Source organism: Bradyrhizobium sp. 35 (assembly GCF_023073215.1).
Classification (GTDB): domain Bacteria; phylum Pseudomonadota; class Alphaproteobacteria; order Rhizobiales; family Xanthobacteraceae; genus Bradyrhizobium; species Bradyrhizobium canariense_D.
Window position 1 is genome coordinate 34,482 of record NZ_JADPJC010000168.1, and the last position, 15,814, is coordinate 50,295.

Below are 15,814 nucleotides of genomic sequence, written 5' to 3' on the forward strand. Positions count from 1 at the left end.
CCGCAATCTACACCGGCGTGTAGATCACGAGCTTCAGCGCCGGATCGTCATTGGCCTGAAAGCTCGTGTGCTCGAACCGGAGCACGCCCTTGGTCGGATGGTTCATGATCTTGAGGCCCGCGGCAGTGCTGCGGATCTCGTGCGCCTCCCACCATTTGACGAATTCCGGACTGCCCTGGCGCAGCCGCGTCAGCAATTCCGTAAAGGCGGGATCGCCGGCCCAGACGTCGTGAGTGGCGCGAAACATCGCGACCATGCTCTTGGCGATGTCAGCCCAGCCGGCACCGTAGAATTTTCGCGTCTGCTTGTTCGTCATGACCAGCAGCAGCGTGTTGCGGTCCTGCTCGGGCAATTGTCCGAACCCGAAGATCTCCTCGGCCGCCGCGTTCCAGGCCAGCACGTCCCAGCGCCGCCCCGTGACATAGGCCGGCTGCGCCAGGCTCTCGATCATCCGCCGAACGGGGGGCGGCACGATCTCGCGCGTGAACGCGCGCCTATCGCCGTCGCGCGCAAGTGCCTTGAGATGGGCGTGCTCGGTCTTGCTGAGGCGCAACGCTCGCGCCAGCGCATCCACGGTGGTGACCGAGGGGCTGACGGTGCGGCCCTGCTCGAGGCGGATGTACCAGTCGACGCCGATGCCGGCGAGCTGCGCCACCTCTTCGCGGCGCAGGCCCGCCGTGCGACGCCGCCGGCCCGCGGGAAGCCCGACCGTCTTCGGCGACAGCTTTTCGCGGCGGGACCTGAGGAAGTCGCCGAATTCGACGCGGCGTGGGTCGGCCATGGTGACGTGCCTCGATGGAGGGCTTGGGGAATACTAGGATAATACCAGGCCTTCCTGGGCCTGGAAAGGCGGCGCATATGGGCTTCAACCCACTTTGAGGTGAGATCATGAAAGCTGCCGTATTGAAATCATTTGGATCGCCGCTTGCGATTGAGGAAGCCGCGGACCCTGTGCTCGGCACGGGCGAGGTCATCGTGGACGTCATCGCAACGCGGGTGCTGTCCTACATGAACGAGGTCTTCAGCGGGGCACGCAACTATGCCCTCGACCTGCCGATCATCCCGGGGCCAGGCGGCATCGGCCGGGTGCGCGCCATCGGCCCGGACGCAACCAAGCTCAGCGTTGGCGACTGGGTGTTCTGCGACCCGACGGTGCGCTCGCGCGACGACGCCGCAGCGCCCGACATTGCCCTGCAAGGACTCACTGCCCCCGGTGCCGGCGCCATGCGCCTGCAACAGCATTTTCGCCATGGCTCGTTCGCCGAGCAGATGCGGGTGCCGACGGAGAACGTCAAACGGCTTGGCACGATCGCGTCGGAGGACGCCACGCGATGGTGCGCGCTGGGGACGCTGCTGGTGCCCTATGGCGGCTTTCTCGCCGCCAGCCTTCAGCCCGGCGAGACCGTGCTGGTGAGCGGGGCCACCGGCAATTTCGGCAGCGCAGCCGTCTCCGTCGCGCTCGCGATGGGCGCGGCCTGCGTGGTCGCGCCCGGCCGCAACGACAAGATCTTGGCCGACCTCGTCCGCCGTTTCGGCGATCGCGTGAAGCCGGTCAAACTCTCCGGCAACGAGGATCACGACCGCGAGAGCATGAAGCGTGCGGCGCCCGGGCCGATCGACTGCGTGCTCGACATCATGCCGCCCTCGGTGAGCACGAATGTGGTGCGCGCGGCGATCATGACGGTGCGCCCCAATGGCCGCGTCGTGCTGATGGGTGGCGTCGGCATGGCCGGCGGCGCTGGCCTCGAGCTGCCCTACCCCTGGATCATGCGCAACTGCATCAGCATCCACGGCGTCTGGATGTATCCGCCGGATGCGGCAAGCCGCCTGATCGCGCTGGTGCGCGCGGGACTGCTGAGGCTGGAGGAGTACGAGGCCACGGCCTTCGACCTCGACCACGCCGATGAGGCGGTAGCCCATGCCGCAGCCAATGGCGGGCCGTTCAAATTGACGGTGATCCGGCCTTGAACCTCCCGGGAGCACCATTTTTTTCGTCAGTGCGCCCAAGCACTTGGCTACTGTGCATGGGGTTGTTTTCGCGGTTTTTACTCGAGCTCGACCACCTGGCCGTTCGACAGCGACACGCGGCGGTCCATCCGGCCGGCGAGCTCCATGTTGTGGGTCGCGATCAGCATCGAGACCTTGGTCGCCTTGACGAGCTGCATCAGGGCCTGGAAGACGTGGTCAGCGGTGTGCGGATCGAGATTGCCGGTCGGCTCGTCCGCAAACAGCACCCGCGGAGCATTGGCCACCGCGCGCGCGATTGCAACGCGCTGCTGCTCGCCGCCCGACAGCTCGGACGGACGGTGCGTGATGCGCTCGCCGAGGCCGAGATAGCCAAGGATCTCCTTGGCGCGCTTGACGCTCTCGGATTTCTTGAGGCCGCGGATCATCTGCGGCAGCATGACGTTCTCCAGCGCCGAGAACTCCGGCAACAGCCGGTGGGACTGGTAGACGAAGCCGATATCGGTGCGGCGAAGCTGGGTGCGCTCGATGTCGGGCAGTTGCGAGGTCGGCGCGCCATTGACGTAGACCTCGCCGGAATCGGGCGCTTCCAACAGACCCGCAATGTGCAGCAGCGTCGACTTGCCCGAGCCTGACGGCGCCACCAGCGCGACGGACTGGCCCGCCCACAGCGCGAGCTTGGCGCCGTCGAGGATCGTCAGCGGCACCTCGCCCTGCAAGTACTGTCGCTTTATCTCGTGGAGATAAATGACCGGTACATCTTCCGCCCCCTGCTGCTCCATCAGCCCCTCACTCGTACCGCAGCGCTTCGACGGGATCGAGGCGCGCGGCGCGCCAGGACGGATACAGCGTCGCCAGGAACGACAGCGTCAGCGCCATGATCACGACGGCCGAGGTCTCGCCGATGTCGATCTCGGCGGGCAGCTTCGACAGGAAATATAGCTCTGGCGAAAACAGTTCGGTGCTGGTCAGCCAGGACAGGAATTGCCTGATCGATTCGATGTTCAGGCAGATCACCAGCCCGACGATGAAGCCGACCATCGTACCGACCACGCCGATCGAGGCGCCCGTGATCAGGAAGATGCGCATGATCGAGCCTTGCGAGGCCCCCATGGTCCGCAGGATCGCGATGTCGCTGCCCTTGTCCTTCACCAGCATGATCAGGCCGGAAACGATGTTGAGCGCGGCGACCAGCACGATCATGGTGAGGATCAGGAACATCACGTTGCGTTCGACCTGGAGCGCGTTGAAGAAGGTCGAGTTGCGCTGCCGCCAGTCCACCAGAAACACCGGCCGGCCCGCCGCCTCCGTCACGGCCTGGCGGAACGCGACGATCTGATCCGGATTGGTGGTGAAGACCTCGATCGAGGTGACGTCGTTGCTGCGGTTGAAATAGGCCTGCGCCTCCGCGAGCGGCATGAACACGAAGCCGAGATCATACTCGGACATGCCGATCTCGAATACCGCGGCGATCTTGTACGGCTTGATGCGCGGTGTCGTGCCCATTGGCGTGACTGCGCCCTTTGGCGCGACCAGCGTGATGCTGTCGCCGGCGTGCAGCGACAGCTGGTCAGCGAGGCGCCGGCCGATCGCGACCCCCTGCCCGTCATCAAAACCCTCGAGCGAGCCCTGCTTGATGTTCTTGGCGATCGAGGTGAGGTTGTTGAGGTCGTCGGAGCGGATGCCGCGCACCAGGACGCCGGAGGCGTTCCACGGCGATGACGCCAGCGCCTGGCCGTCCACCACGGGCGCGGCGAGCCGAATGCCCTGGACCTGACTGAGGCGGTCGGCGACGTCCTTCCAGTCGGTCAGCGGCGATTCCAGCGGCTGGACCAGGATGTGGCCGTTGAGCCCGAGTATCTTGTCGAGCAGCTCCTTGCGGAAGCCGTTCATGACGGCCATGACGATAATCAGTGTCGCCACGCCCAGCATGATGCCGAGGAAGGAGAACCCAGCGATGACCGAGATGAATCCCTCCTTGCGGCGCGCCCGTAGGTAACGCCCCGACAGCATCCACTCGAATGGCGCAAAAGGCGCGGTTTGAACAGTTTCGGTCATGGTCTCATCCATCGCTCGATAGTCCCATGATTCGGGGTCAAATGTGGCCGGATTGGCGGCCGCGATCTCGGGCGATGAACAATATTCAGCCGACCAGCCTTATCAGCCCACAAGTCTTGCGACCGCGTCCGCAGGCGACATGATCTCGCGGGCGCCGTCACTTCGCCGCTTGAGCTCGACCTTGCCGTCGGCGAGCCCTTTCGGCCCGATCATGATCTGCCACGGAATGCCGATCAGGTCGGCGGCGGCGAATTTGGCTCCGGCGCGCTGGTCGGTGTCGTCGTAGAGCACGTCGACGCACTTGGCGGACAGCTCCGCATAGAGCTTCTCGCAGGCCGCATCGACCGCGGCATCGCCCTGCTTGAGGTTGAGAATCGACACGCGGAACGGGGCAACGGCCTCCGGCCATTTGATGCCGGCATCGTCATGGCAGGCCTCGATAATGGCGCCGAGCAGGCGCGAGACGCCGACGCCGTAGGAGCCGCCGTGGATCGGCACGTCGACACCGTCGGAGCCTGCCACCAGCGCCTTCATCGCCTCGGAATACTTCGTGCCGAAATAGAAGATCTGCCCGACCTCGATACCGCGGGTGTTCACCCGCTTGTCCGCGGGCACTTCCTGCTCGAAGCGCGCGGCGTCGTGAACGTCTTCCGTCGCCGCATAGACCGACGTCCATTGCTTGATGATCGGCGTCAAATCGCTCTCATAGTCGACGTCCTCGCCCGGCACCGGCAGGTCCAGCACGTCGCGATTGATGAACACGCCGGATTCGCCGGTCTCGGCCAGCACAATGAACTCATGACTGAGATCGCCGCCGATCGGGCCGGTCTCGGCGCGCATCGGGATAGCCTTCAGCCCCATCCGCGCGAAGGTGCGCAAATACGCGACGAACATCTTGTTGTAGGCGACGCGCGCCGCGGCCTCGTTGAGGTCGAATGAATAGGCGTCCTTCATCAGGAACTCGCGGCCGCGCATCACGCCGAAGCGCGGACGCTGCTCGTCGCGGAATTTCCATTGAATATGATAGAGATTCAGCGGCAGGCTCTTGTAGGACTTCACATAGGCGCGGAAGATCTCGGTGATCATTTCCTCGTTGGTCGGGCCATACAGCAGCTCACGCTTGTGCCGGTCGGCGATGCGCAGCATCTCGGGGCCATAGGCATCGTAGCGGCCGCTCTCGCGCCAGAGGTCGGCAAGCTGCAGCGTCGGCATCAACAGTTCCAGCGCGCCAGAGCGGTCCTGCTCCTCGCGCACGATCTGCTCGATCTTCTTGAGCACGCGGAAGCCGAGCGGCAGCCAGGCATAGATGCCGGCGGCCTCCTGCCGGATCATGCCGGCACGCAGCATCAGCCGATGCGAGACGATCTCCGCCTCTTTCGGATTTTCCTTCAGAATGGGCAGAAAGAACCGCGACAACCGCATGGCAATACTCGAGGAATCAGTGATGACTTGCAGTGAAACCGGATTGGGAGCCAAAACACAAGACCGGGAATGAGGAAAACCCGCTAACACAGCGGAATTCCTGTCATTTTTCCGTCGACTTCAGATTCGACGTGATGTGCCGAAGAGCCCGATTCAGGGCGCCGCCACCTCAAGCTCGTCCTCCAGCGTGATCTTCTCGAAATCGCTCACCAGCGCGTCGATCCGCACATGCCAGCGGCCCGCAAAGGGCAGCTCGACCTTGCGCACGTGCCAGTAGCTGTCCGGCCCGAGCGAGGCGTTCCGCTCCATCGGCTCGATGCCGCGTTCGGGCAGGCTCAGCGTCAGCGTCACCTCCTTGGCCTCCAGCACCGCCCCCTCGCCAGTGATGAGCTGCAGCACGAAATCGTCGATACCCGCCTTACCCGGCGAGACCAGGATCTGAAACATCGCCCTGTCGGTGTGGATGTGGATCGCCAGCGGGGTCTCCGGAACGATCGTCCGCGGCGGCGGCGTGAAGCGCCAGCCGGCGACCACGGCGAAGATGCCGAGCGCGATGGCGCATTCGATCACGATCGAGCGCTTCAGGGCCGGCGCAGCCTTGTGATCTCCCGCGAGCGCCGGGGTCAGGCGGAAGCGGTTGAGCGCGGCAAGCGCCAACAGCACGAGGACCAGCGCGAGCTTGATCGAGAGGATGAGCCCGTAGCGGGTCTCGACCAATGCAGACGGATCCTCAAGCTGGACGATGGCGAGCGCGAGGCCGGTCAATGCGAGAACACCAACGACCGGCGCGGCGAGGCGAGAGAAGCGGTTCACGACAGGCAATGCCACGGCGGGCCGCTTCGATAACAGGGCGACCAGCGGTGCGAGGGCTCCAATCCAGAAGGCAACACCAAGACCATGGAGAAAGATTGCCGGCCGGGTCAACAGTTCGGGCGGTGCCGTAGCGGCGTGCCCGGTCATTGCCAGCGACAAGCCGACGCCGACGAAGGCAATAATGGCCAGAGCGCGCGCGCACCACGCGCTGCCTAGCGCCAGCAATGCGAACAGCATTGCAGCGACGGCCACGAGCAAGGCGGGGCCCGCGCTGGTCCCGAATGCCACTTTCCAGGGAGCCATCGTCGCGAGAGCCGACAACGGTAGCCCGAGGAGATCAAGCCCCAACACGCCAAGGGACACCACCGCGCTCGGGAGACCGATGGCGAGCGCCACACGCGGGACGGTTATGCCCGTCATCGACCACGCAACCCAGCGCGCAAAGAACACGCCGCCGACGCCGACGAAGAGGCCAAGATAGAGACCGACCCGCGCCAGCCAGATCAGCACGTTCAATCCGCGATCGGCGTTTGCGGGAGGTTGCGTCCCCGTCGGCGTGCCGATAGAGAAGATCACCGATCCCGTGACGGGATGACCGTCCTGCGAGATCACGCGATAGCTGACGACCGCCGTGCCCTGCGGCATGTCCATCGGCATCGCGACCGAGATGGTCTCGCCCGATGCGTTGACGCGCACATCATCCCGCGCCCTGCCCGCGCCGTCGATCAGCCGGATCGCGCCCGGCGTCACTGTCTCATTGAAGCGCAACTCCACCGCCTTCGGCGCGCTCGCGAGCATGCTGCCGCTCGCCGGCTCGACCGCGACGAGCGCCGCGTGCGCCGAGGCGCCGGTCGCGAAGCCGACAACGAGAAGCAGCGTCGCCAGCGCGGCGAGCAGGCGCATCAGGGTTTTGGCAGAAGTTTTACGCCCGGCGCCGGTGACTTGCCCTCGTGCGAATGCCCTGCCCCCTCCGCGGGGATCTCGATCCAGCGGCTGACGCCGGTCTCGCATTCCTGGACGACGGGGAAGTACAGGATTGTGTTCGGTTTGAGCGTGTCGGTCAGGGCCGTGTGCATGACGAACTCGTCATAGTTCTTGTCCGGCAGCTTACCGCCGGACCAGGTCACCTCCTTGACGCCGGACGAAAGCTTGTTGCCGTGATAGTCGTATTCGCTGGCATATTTGCCCTCGACCACGTCAACACTCCAGCCCGCCTTCGGCATCGGTTTCACCGCGATCACGCCTTCCGGGATCTGCACCCGGATTTTCACCGTGGGCGAGCCGGCGCAACCGTGCGGGACAGCGAAGACGGCCTTGTACGATCCCCCCACGGTTGCCTGCTTGCCTTCGAGGAAGACGTGCGCAGTCGCTGGCGTTGCCGCAAATACGCTCAGAACAATCAGCCAGGTTCGCTTCGACATATTGGATCTCCCAAAGGTCCAGATCATGCTCGTCACATCTTCATTCCAGAATGATCAGGCATTTTCTTCATCATGTGCCCACTGTCGCCGGGCGCCTGCGCGCCGACGCCCTGGACGTCGAGGGAAACGGCGACCTTGCCGGCCTTCTCGAACTGAAGCGTCACTGGCACCTTGTCGCCCTGCTTGAAGGGGCCCTTCAGCTCCTGGAGCATGAGGTGGTAGCCGCCGGGGGCGAACTTCACCGTCTTGCCGGGATCGATCACCAGGCCCTTGTCGAGCAGGCGCATCTTCATCACGCCGTTCTCCATCGCCATCTCGTGAACCTCGGCCTTCCCCGCGATATCCGCGGAAACGCTGACCAGCTTGTCGGCCACTGTGCCCTTGTTCTCGATGGTGAGATAGCCGCCGGCGACCTTGGCGCCGCCCGGCGTCGCCCGGCTCCACGGGTGCGAGATGACGAGATCGCCGGCCTTGATGTCCTCGGCCTGCGCGACGGCACAGGCGGTCAGCAACAGTGAAATTGCAAGGAGAGTTCGTCCGATATTCTTCATGTTGATTGCCTCTTTCTCGATTGATCGGGCCAAGAATGGCCCTGCATTCTTGCGATCACTTTCCGCCGCCGTCAGCATCGGCATTCGGAATGCGGGCCTGCCGCGGAGCCGAGCATAGAGCGTCACCATCGATACCTCATTCCAGCGTATACTGCTCTTCCAGTACCCGGCTCAAACAATGCTGACGTCGCCGTCGCTCGATCGATGATGCTGGCGCTGGCTATGTAGGTCTTGTTGGTGAGATTGCGCCCCTCGATGTAGGCAGACATCGGGCCGCCATTGTCGAATCCGGCTTTCAATCCCAACAGGGCGTAAGGCTCTGTCGTCAGCGTGTTCATGCTGTCGACGAAGTAGGCCTGTGGCACCCATTCTACGTTGGGTCCAACATAGAAACCGGTAGGGTGCTTGTAGAGAAGCTCCGTGCGCAAATAGTGAGTTGGGGCTCCCGGCAATCGATTGTTTCCGAAGATCGGATCTTTGTCGAAGCGGAAGTCGTTGAAGGAATAGGCGACATTTAGCCAGATCTTGTCCGGCGCCGGGCCATTGACGAAGATGTCACGAAAGATGGCTGCGCCCGCGCCGGCCTCGACGCCCTGATGGATGGTGCGGTCGGCATTGGTCACATTGCAATTGCCGAAAGCACTATAGAGGCATTGCAATTCGTCGCGAATGTTGGCCCGGTAGGCAGTCAGTTCCCAGGCATAATCAGATCGCTTCATGCGAGTCCCGATTTCGTACGTGGTCGCAATCTGCGGGCGGATGCTGGTGAACGGGATCGTCGGAATGCCGAGACCGATCGCGCTTTCGCCGAAGCTCGGCACCTCGGCACTCCGCGAGACATTGGCGAAGGCCTGCCAAGCCGGATCGATTTGCCACAACAGACCGCTTTTCGGCGACCAGAGATTAAAGCGCGTTGCCCCCGATTGATCCCCGTCGCTGATGAAGCGATCCTGCCGATTGCGGGTCGCGTAGAGAAATTGCGTGCCGCCGATCAGCGCAAGATTTGGAAGGACGTAGAAGCTGTCCTCGACATAGGCGGAAATATTCTCCGACCGATCGATCGAGGAAGAAAGCAGTGCGCCCTTCTGCCCGCCAATGTTGGCGAACTGCTGGTTGTCAATGCTGCCGTTCAGCACATTGACGCCTGCGACCAACTTGTTGCGGAAGCCGCCAATGGTGCGGTCATCCGTGATCTTCGCGAATCCGCCGTAGTCCTTGTAACGGTAGTCCAGCCACTGGAAGATCGGATGCATCAAATGGCGATCGACGCCAAAGGCGCCGAATTCGACTTTGGTATCATCGAAACGAACGGTGGTTTTGTTGGCGAGCCTGACAGTATCGATATTGCGCTGCTGATCCATCGCAACATTCGCGGGTGCAGCAGCTTCCGGATCGGTCAAAGCGGACGTCTTGGTCACGGTACCCGGAATTCGCTGCCGCACCTCGTTGGCATTGAGGTAGAACCGTGTCTCGACATCCGCGGAGAACTGATAGCCCACATTACCGCTCAAACGGTTGCTCGAGCCGAAGCTCTGATCGCGAAATCCGTCTGCGGCCTGCGCGGAAGCGGTCACGAAACCATCCCACCGCCCGTTGACGCCTCCCGCGTTCGCCTGAAGTCGTTTGTAGCCGAATCCTCCGACATCGAAGGATACACCGTTCGGAAACGAGTCGCGGCCAGTCGGGGTCACAAAGTTGATCGCGCCCCCCAGCGAATTGGCGCCAAACTGAAGCGCATTGCCGCCCTTGAAGACTTCGACATATTTGTAGGCGCTCGGATCAATCTCCTGGAAATCGCCATAGCCATCCGCGGTGTTGATCGGAATGCCGTCCATATAGAGCTGCACGCCGCGCAGATGAAAATTGCGCGACAGGCCGGATCCGCGAATCGAAAGACGGGTGTCGTCGCCCCATTTGGGCTGGGCGTACACGCCGGGCACGTAATCCAGAACATCCTTGATCGTGTTGGACGGCGTCGAGTTCCTGTACGCCTCGGCCGACACGAGCGCCACGCCGCCCGGAGTCTGGTCAATTTCCGCCAGCGCTTGTTGAGCAGTCAGAACCGTCAGGGCACCCGGAGCCCCTGCACTCTGGTCGCTCACGGTTTCCTGCGGTGATGGGGTCGTTCGCAGGCTTCGGGTGATGCGGGCCGATCGCGCAGAATTGCGTGGCGGTCGGACCGCCGGCGTACGCTTCTGGTGAGGCGCCTCAACCGTGATTGGCGGCAGCACTGCGCTGCTGTCTTGGGCAAAGGCTCCGCTCGACGACGCAAGCAGCGCGGCCTGAATGGCAACGACGCTCACGCCACGGCGGGCATGACAACGTAACATAGGGCATTCCTGACGCCGGGCTTTCTCTCCGGCCATTCGACAGCATCAATCGCCTGCGGCGGACCGCGGCGATCACGAGAGTCGTCAGGAAAATTGAGGCGGGGCGCGCGCCTGGGCGTTTGTGCCCTTATGGGCCGCGCCGGCGAATGCCTCCGCCGCGCGCCACACCACGCGCTGGGCGTGGCGCAAGGGAACGGAGAGTGCGGCGTGCGGCGGCGAATCGAGCGACGCGCCCACCTGCGCCAGGCAACAGAGGGCACACGCACCGGCATGTGCGACCGGCGTACCCGCCGGATCGTTCAGCCCGCCTTGCTCGCCTGCGCTGTGGCAGATGACGGCGGCGGACAGCGGATCGGCCACGGCCTGGCCGGCCGCCAGACAGGCGGCAATCGGCGCCAGCACCTGCATCACTAGGGCAAGCAGGACCAGAGGTAGGAATTTTTGCAGCCGTGCGCGCATCCGCTGAACCGTTTGTTCGTCTACTAACTAAACACCGGCGGATGGCCAAGTCGAGCCCGGTTCCGCCGCCTTCTTGGTCCAGCGCAAATTCCCCGGAAACTGTGGTCCGGCCGGCCCAAGGGAGGGGACCTCCGGGATTTGAGGCAGTCGAGACCTGGCCCATCCACAGATTTCTTATATTTGTCATACACTTATGCGGCCGGCCGTCCGATCATTTCGTCAATTGCTCGAATTTTGAACATTCGTTGCCGAAAATGATGACAAGTGAGAAAAGTTGATCTAGCATCCTTTTGCTCAGGCTGGCCGCGAGGTCGAAGTCTGGTGGTCCAAGTCTCGGGAGGAGCCCCTGACGCGCAAAATGCAGCGTCGCCCCGCCAATCAAGATCAAATCTTAGAATCGGGGATAATAGGGTCGACACAATTTTCGAGCGGGGCTAGGGCCCCGCTCTTTTTTTGTCTGCGGGGCTAAAGCACCGATGAATCCTTCTCCCAATCCGATCGAACAGAGCTTTGAACTTGCAGCCTCGCGCTGCATCGATCTCACGCCACTCGTCTATCGCGGCTGTTCGAGCAGCATCCCGAAACCCGGGCGATGTTCCGCACGCTAGGCAGCGAGATCGTGATGGGATCGATGCTCGCACTCACGATCGAGGCGATTCTCGACTTCGCCGGTGATCGCCGCGGGCAATTCCGGCTGATCACATGCGAGGTCGTATCGCACGATGGCTACGGCACGCCGCGCGAGCTGTTCATCGCCTTCTTCGCCGTCATCAGGGATACGCTGCGCGATCTTCTCCGCGATGAATGGTCGCCGGGCATGGCGCAGGCATGGGACCGATTGCTCATCGAGATCGACGCGTTCGCCGCCGTACAGGCCTGACGCTTTGCGCTGCACCAACACGGGCTCGCGGCGACCCCGCCGTTGATTGCGGATTGAGTGGCACCAACTCTTGTGAGACACTTTCGAACATCGGTCGCGCAATCAATGACGCGCCGAGATAGAATTGTATGGGAGCGAGCGATGTCCGGGACGAAAGATTTCTCGACGACGAGGCGCGATCTTCTTCAGGCGGCAGCAACCGCCGGCGCCGCGACTGCCATCCTCGGCAGCATGGGCATAAACGCCGCCCTTGCAGCCGAAGTCGGACGAAGCGAGAAGCCGCTGAAGGCGGCGTTCTCCAACGCGGGCCTCCAGGCGACCTGGTGCGCGCAGGGCAAGCAGGCCGCGGAATTCTGGGGCAAGCTGTTCAATGTCGAGGTCACCTGGTTCGACGGCCAGCTCGATGCCGTGAAGCAACGCGCGGCGATCGACAACATGGCCTCGCAGAAATGGGACTTCGTCGCGATCCAGGCTTTTGGCATCGGCACGCTCACCCAGCCGGTGCAGAAGATGATCGACGCCGGCACGCCCGTGATCGATATGGACACGCTGATTGCGCCGCTCGACCAGATCAACGTCCACTCCTTCCTCGCCCCCGATAACGAGTTCATGGGCGCCTCGGTGACGCAGGCGCTGTGCAACGCCATGGGCGGCAAGGGCAAGATCATCATGACGCAAGGAGCCCTCGGCCACACCGGCGCGCAGGGCCGCGCCAAGGGCTTCAACAATGTCGTGAAGCAATTCCCTGGGATCGAGGTGCTCGACACCCAGCCGGCCGACTGGGATGTGTCGAAGACCGCGCGTCTCTGGGAAACCTACCTGACGAAGTATCCGCAGATCGACGCGGCGTTCTTCCACAATGACGACATGGCGCTCGCCGCCGCCAACATCATGAAGGCGCGGGGCCGCACCAACATCCTGATCGGCGGTGTGGATGCGATGCCGCCGGCGATCCAGGCCGTCAGCGAAGGCCGCATGTTCGCCACCGTGCGCAATCCGTCCTGCCGCATTCATGGCGGCGCCATCATTGCGGGCGTCTCCGCCGTGGTCGGGGGCGAAAAGAGCGGACAGGGCATCCCGAAGAACGTCGTCACCGACGGTCCGGTCGTGACCAAGGCCAACGCCGCCGGCATGCAGTGGATGCAGGATCACTTCCTGATCTGAGCCTCCATGCGAGAGGATCGTTCGCCCATTCTGGAACTGCAGGGCATCACGAAGAGCTTCGGCGGCGTCGAGGCGCTTCGTGGTGTCGACTTCGCGCTCTCACCCGGCGAGATCCATGGTCTCGTTGGCGAGAACGGCGCGGGAAAAAGCACGCTGATGAAGATCATCGCCGGCGTGCACACCGAATTCTCGGGTCGCTTCCTGATCGACGGACAGGAGACGCATTTCCGCTCGGCCCGCGACGCTCACAGCGCCGGCATCGCCATGGTGCACCAGGAGCTGTCGGTCGCGCCCGACCTCACGGTTGCGGAGAACGTGTTTCTGGGCAACCAGCCGACCAACCGGCTCGGCCTCGTGCAATGGCGGCGGATGGCGCGGGAGGCCGGCGAGCAGCTCGCCCGCTTCGGCATCGACGTCGATCCGATGAGCAGGCTCGGCGACCTCCCGATTGGGCTGCAGCAGCTGATCGAGATCGCGCGCGTGCTGTTCTCCGGCGCGCGCATCGTCATCCTGGACGAGCCGACGTCCGCCCTCTCTCCGCCCGAGGTCGAGCGATTGTTCGCGACCCTGCGGCGCCTGCGCGAGGAAGGCACGGCGATCGTCTTCATCTCGCATTTCATCGAGGACATCTTGCGCGTGTCCGACACGGTCACCGTGTTCCGCAACGGGCGGAAGGTCGCGGAGACGGCAAGTGCCGCGACCAACAAGGGCGCGCTGATCGAGGCCATGATCGGCCGCGGCGGCGAAGCGCTCGAGCACAGCTACAGCGACGATTTGATGCTGCCCCAACCGAGCGACAGCTCGGTTGTCCTAAGGGTCGACCAGCTGTCGCTGGCCCGCAGCCTGAAGGACATCTCCTTCGAGGCGCGCGCCGGCGAAGTGCTCGGCATCTACGGCTTCATGGGCTGCGGCCAGCAGGAGCTGTCGCGCATCTTGTTCGGCAAGCTGAAGCCGGACGGCGGCACGCTCGCTGTCGAGGGCAAGCCCAAGACCTTCGCGAGCACGGCGGCGGCGCGGCGCGCCGGGGTGGCGCTGGTGCCGGAGAGCCGGCGCGCGATGCTGTTTCACCAGGAGCCGGTTTACAAGAACATCTCGATCAGCATCCTCGATCGCATCTCGGCGTTGCTGCTCAAGCCGGCGCAGGAGCGCGACATCGCAAAGCGCCAGGTCGAGCAGCTCCAGATCAGGCCGCCCGTGGTCGGCCTCGATCTCGGCATGCTCTCCGGCGGCAACCAACAGAAAGTCGCGCTGGCGAAATGGCTGACCTATCCGCCAAAACTGCTGGTGCTCTGCGAGCCCACTCGCGGCATGGATGTCGGCGCCAAGAACGACGTCATCAACATCGTCCGTGATCTCCGCGCCAGGGGGCTCGCGATCATCGTGCTGTCGACCGAGCCGGAAACGGTGCTGTCGCTGGCCGACCGCATCCTGGTGCTCAAGCGCGGCGCATTGGTGCGCGAATTCAAGAACGAGCCGGTCAGCAAGGACCGCCTGCTGGAAGCGGCGTGACGGAGAAGCACCATGGCAAGCAGTGACACGGCTTTGGCGGCGGGGCAGCGGACGCGAGGGCTTGCGCCCTTCCTGCGCTCGCAGATGCGCAACATCGCCCCGTTCCTGACGCTGATCTTCCTGTCCGGCTTCTTCGCGCTGGCCAGTCCGTCGTTCGCGACGCTGGACAATCTCGGCAACATCCTGACGCAGGTCTCCGTCACAGGCATCATCGCCGTCGGCCTCACCTTCGTGATCCTCTGCGCGGAGATCGACCTCTCGATCGCCAGCATCGCCAACGTCACGGGCATCGCGGTCGCCTACTTCACGCTCCAGGAATCCTACGTCAACATTCCCAACATTCCCCTGCCCGGGGCCGCAGCGATCCTGCTGGCCATTTTGCTGTGCGCGTTTCTCGGCCTCGTCAATGCGCTGGGACTGACCGTGATCGGCATCCCCTCCTTCATCATGACCCTGGCGATGATGCAGATCGCGGCCGGCATCTCGGCGCTGCTGGTGCGGGGCCAGATCGCCTACAAGGTGCCCGGCGTGATCACCACGCTCGGCTCCGGATCGATCGGCGGCATCCCATGGATCGTCATCGTCGCCGCGATCATGCTCCTCTTGGGACATCTGGTGCTGACCTACACGCGCTTCGGCCGCTACGTCTACATGGTCGGCGGCAACCGCGAGGCGGCCGAATATTCCGGCCTTAACGTCAAGCTCATCCTCGGCGCGGTGATGGTCATTTCGGCGGTGTGCTCCGGGATCGGCGGCATGCTCGGTGTCGCTCATTTCGGCAGCGCGCAGCAGAACGAGTTCGACACCTATCTGCTCGACTCCATCGCTGCCGTCGTCGTCGGCGGCACCAGCCTGTTCGGCGGCCGCGGCGGCATCGGCAACACCATCGTCGGTCTCTTCGTTCTCGGTGTTCTCAACAACGGCCTCGACCACGTCAACATCGACAGCTTCCTGAAAATCCTGATCCGCGGCCTGATCCTGCTGGCAGCGCTGGTGATCAATGTTTATGCGCAGCGGCTGAGGGAGAAAGCGGTGGAATAGCCGCCCCTCAAAACAAAAAGCGCGAAAACAACCCCATGCACAGTAGAGACTGTGAGGGAATTCAACGACTTACAAAAACCCGAAATTGTGTAGCTGCGACCGTGGCGGCATTTGACTCGTCGGGCAAAACAGGAGCAGGATGTCATCGTGGCAGCGGGCGCGGATGGGCTCAGGGTCGCTCCCCAAACTCCGTCATTGCGA

13 protein-coding genes and 1 pseudogene are annotated in these 15,814 nt (G+C 63.5%); 5 read left to right on the forward strand and 9 right to left on the reverse strand.

Annotated features, from left to right (window positions below; translation table 11 throughout):
* Positions 1-7: 7 nt before the first annotated feature.
* Entirely contained in the window at positions 8-781 is a 774-nt protein-coding gene (locus IVB36_RS38730; RefSeq protein WP_018455054.1) for a helix-turn-helix transcriptional regulator, read from the reverse strand.
* Between the two features lie 107 nt (positions 782-888).
* Here IVB36_RS38730 and IVB36_RS38735 point away from each other — a divergent pair, with 107 nt between their 5' ends.
* A complete protein-coding gene (locus tag IVB36_RS38735) occupies positions 889-1,968 on the forward strand; it encodes a zinc-binding alcohol dehydrogenase family protein (RefSeq protein ID WP_247336837.1) in 1,080 nt (359 codons plus the stop codon).
* A gap of 77 nt (positions 1,969-2,045) precedes the next feature.
* Here IVB36_RS38735 and IVB36_RS38740 read toward each other — a convergent pair whose 3' ends face one another.
* The 8 genes from IVB36_RS38740 to IVB36_RS38775 form a co-directional block, all read right to left on the reverse strand.
* Entirely contained in the window at positions 2,046-2,747 is a 702-nt protein-coding gene (locus tag IVB36_RS38740; RefSeq protein WP_018455056.1) for an ABC transporter ATP-binding protein, read from the reverse strand.
* Positions 2,748-2,754: 7 nt separating this feature from the next.
* Complete coding sequence (locus tag IVB36_RS38745; RefSeq protein ID WP_018455057.1) at positions 2,755-4,035, reverse strand: lipoprotein-releasing ABC transporter permease subunit; 1,281 nt, start codon at positions 4,033-4,035, stop codon at positions 2,755-2,757.
* Between the two features lie 90 nt (positions 4,036-4,125).
* Positions 4,126-5,445 carry a proline--tRNA ligase gene (gene proS / locus IVB36_RS38750; protein WP_247395004.1) on the reverse strand — a complete coding sequence of 440 codons (1,320 nt, stop codon included), beginning with the start codon at positions 5,443-5,445 and terminating at the stop codon, positions 4,126-4,128.
* Between the two features lie 153 nt (positions 5,446-5,598).
* A complete protein-coding gene (locus IVB36_RS38755; protein ID WP_247370276.1) occupies positions 5,599-7,161 on the reverse strand; it encodes a CopD family protein in 1,563 nt (520 codons plus the stop codon).
* A complete protein-coding gene (locus IVB36_RS38760) occupies positions 7,161-7,679 on the reverse strand; it encodes a YcnI family protein (RefSeq protein WP_018455060.1) in 519 nt (172 codons plus the stop codon). The genes IVB36_RS38755 and IVB36_RS38760 overlap by 1 nt, the downstream gene beginning before the upstream one ends.
* A gap of 32 nt (positions 7,680-7,711) precedes the next feature.
* Positions 7,712-8,230: a copper chaperone PCu(A)C gene (locus IVB36_RS38765; RefSeq protein ID WP_247395008.1), complete on the reverse strand. Its 519-nt coding sequence runs from the start codon at positions 8,228-8,230 to the stop codon at positions 7,712-7,714.
* A 122-nt stretch (positions 8,231-8,352) separates the two neighbouring features.
* Complete coding sequence (locus IVB36_RS38770) at positions 8,353-10,560, reverse strand: TonB-dependent receptor (protein ID WP_247370269.1); 2,208 nt, start codon at positions 10,558-10,560, stop codon at positions 8,353-8,355.
* A gap of 84 nt (positions 10,561-10,644) precedes the next feature.
* Positions 10,645-11,019, reverse strand: a complete 375-nt coding sequence (locus tag IVB36_RS38775) for a DUF2946 family protein (RefSeq protein ID WP_247370267.1) — start codon at positions 11,017-11,019, stop codon at positions 10,645-10,647.
* A gap of 476 nt (positions 11,020-11,495) precedes the next feature.
* Between IVB36_RS38775 and IVB36_RS38780 the strand changes: the two are divergent.
* The 4 genes and pseudogenes from IVB36_RS38780 (at position 11,496) to IVB36_RS38795 (ending at position 15,613) form a co-directional block, all read left to right on the forward strand.
* A pseudogene (locus tag IVB36_RS38780) lies at positions 11,496-11,899 on the forward strand (globin).
* Positions 11,900-12,040: 141 nt separating this feature from the next.
* Entirely contained in the window at positions 12,041-13,063 is a 1,023-nt protein-coding gene (locus tag IVB36_RS38785) for a sugar ABC transporter substrate-binding protein (protein ID WP_247370265.1), read from the forward strand.
* A 6-nt stretch (positions 13,064-13,069) separates the two neighbouring features.
* Positions 13,070-14,572 (forward strand): sugar ABC transporter ATP-binding protein, encoded by a 1,503-nt coding sequence (locus tag IVB36_RS38790; RefSeq protein WP_231188447.1) that lies wholly within the window; start codon positions 13,070-13,072, stop codon positions 14,570-14,572.
* A 12-nt stretch (positions 14,573-14,584) separates the two neighbouring features.
* Positions 14,585-15,613, forward strand: coding sequence for an ABC transporter permease (locus IVB36_RS38795; protein WP_085353317.1), 1,029 nt, complete (start codon positions 14,585-14,587; stop codon positions 15,611-15,613).
* The last annotated feature ends 201 nt before the right edge of the window (positions 15,614-15,814 follow it).

What these genes read in the sequence shown, in the direction of transcription:
- IVB36_RS38770 (WP_247370269.1), bottom strand. Translation starts at nt 10,560, where the DNA reads ATGTTACGTTGTCATGCCCGCCGTGGCGTGAGCGTCGTTGCCATTCAG.
- IVB36_RS38795 (WP_085353317.1), top strand. Translation starts at nt 14,585, where the DNA reads ATGGCAAGCAGTGACACGGCTTTGGCGGCGGGGCAGCGGACGCGAGGG.
- IVB36_RS38760 (WP_018455060.1), bottom strand. Translation starts at nt 7,679, where the DNA reads ATGTCGAAGCGAACCTGGCTGATTGTTCTGAGCGTATTTGCGGCAACG.
- proS (WP_247395004.1), bottom strand. Translation starts at nt 5,445, where the DNA reads ATGCGGTTGTCGCGGTTCTTTCTGCCCATTCTGAAGGAAAATCCGAAA.
- IVB36_RS38765 (WP_247395008.1), bottom strand. Translation starts at nt 8,230, where the DNA reads ATGAAGAATATCGGACGAACTCTCCTTGCAATTTCACTGTTGCTGACC.
- IVB36_RS38730 (WP_018455054.1), bottom strand. Translation starts at nt 781, where the DNA reads ATGGCCGACCCACGCCGCGTCGAATTCGGCGACTTCCTCAGGTCCCGC.
- IVB36_RS38745 (WP_018455057.1), bottom strand. Translation starts at nt 4,035, where the DNA reads ATGGATGAGACCATGACCGAAACTGTTCAAACCGCGCCTTTTGCGCCA.
- IVB36_RS38790 (WP_231188447.1), top strand. Translation starts at nt 13,070, where the DNA reads ATGCGAGAGGATCGTTCGCCCATTCTGGAACTGCAGGGCATCACGAAG.
- IVB36_RS38735 (WP_247336837.1), top strand. Translation starts at nt 889, where the DNA reads ATGAAAGCTGCCGTATTGAAATCATTTGGATCGCCGCTTGCGATTGAG.
- IVB36_RS38740 (WP_018455056.1), bottom strand. Translation starts at nt 2,747, where the DNA reads ATGGAGCAGCAGGGGGCGGAAGATGTACCGGTCATTTATCTCCACGAG.
- IVB36_RS38785 (WP_247370265.1), top strand. Translation starts at nt 12,041, where the DNA reads ATGTCCGGGACGAAAGATTTCTCGACGACGAGGCGCGATCTTCTTCAG.
- IVB36_RS38755 (WP_247370276.1), bottom strand. Translation starts at nt 7,161, where the DNA reads ATGCGCCTGCTCGCCGCGCTGGCGACGCTGCTTCTCGTTGTCGGCTTC.
- IVB36_RS38775 (WP_247370267.1), bottom strand. Translation starts at nt 11,019, where the DNA reads ATGCGCGCACGGCTGCAAAAATTCCTACCTCTGGTCCTGCTTGCCCTA.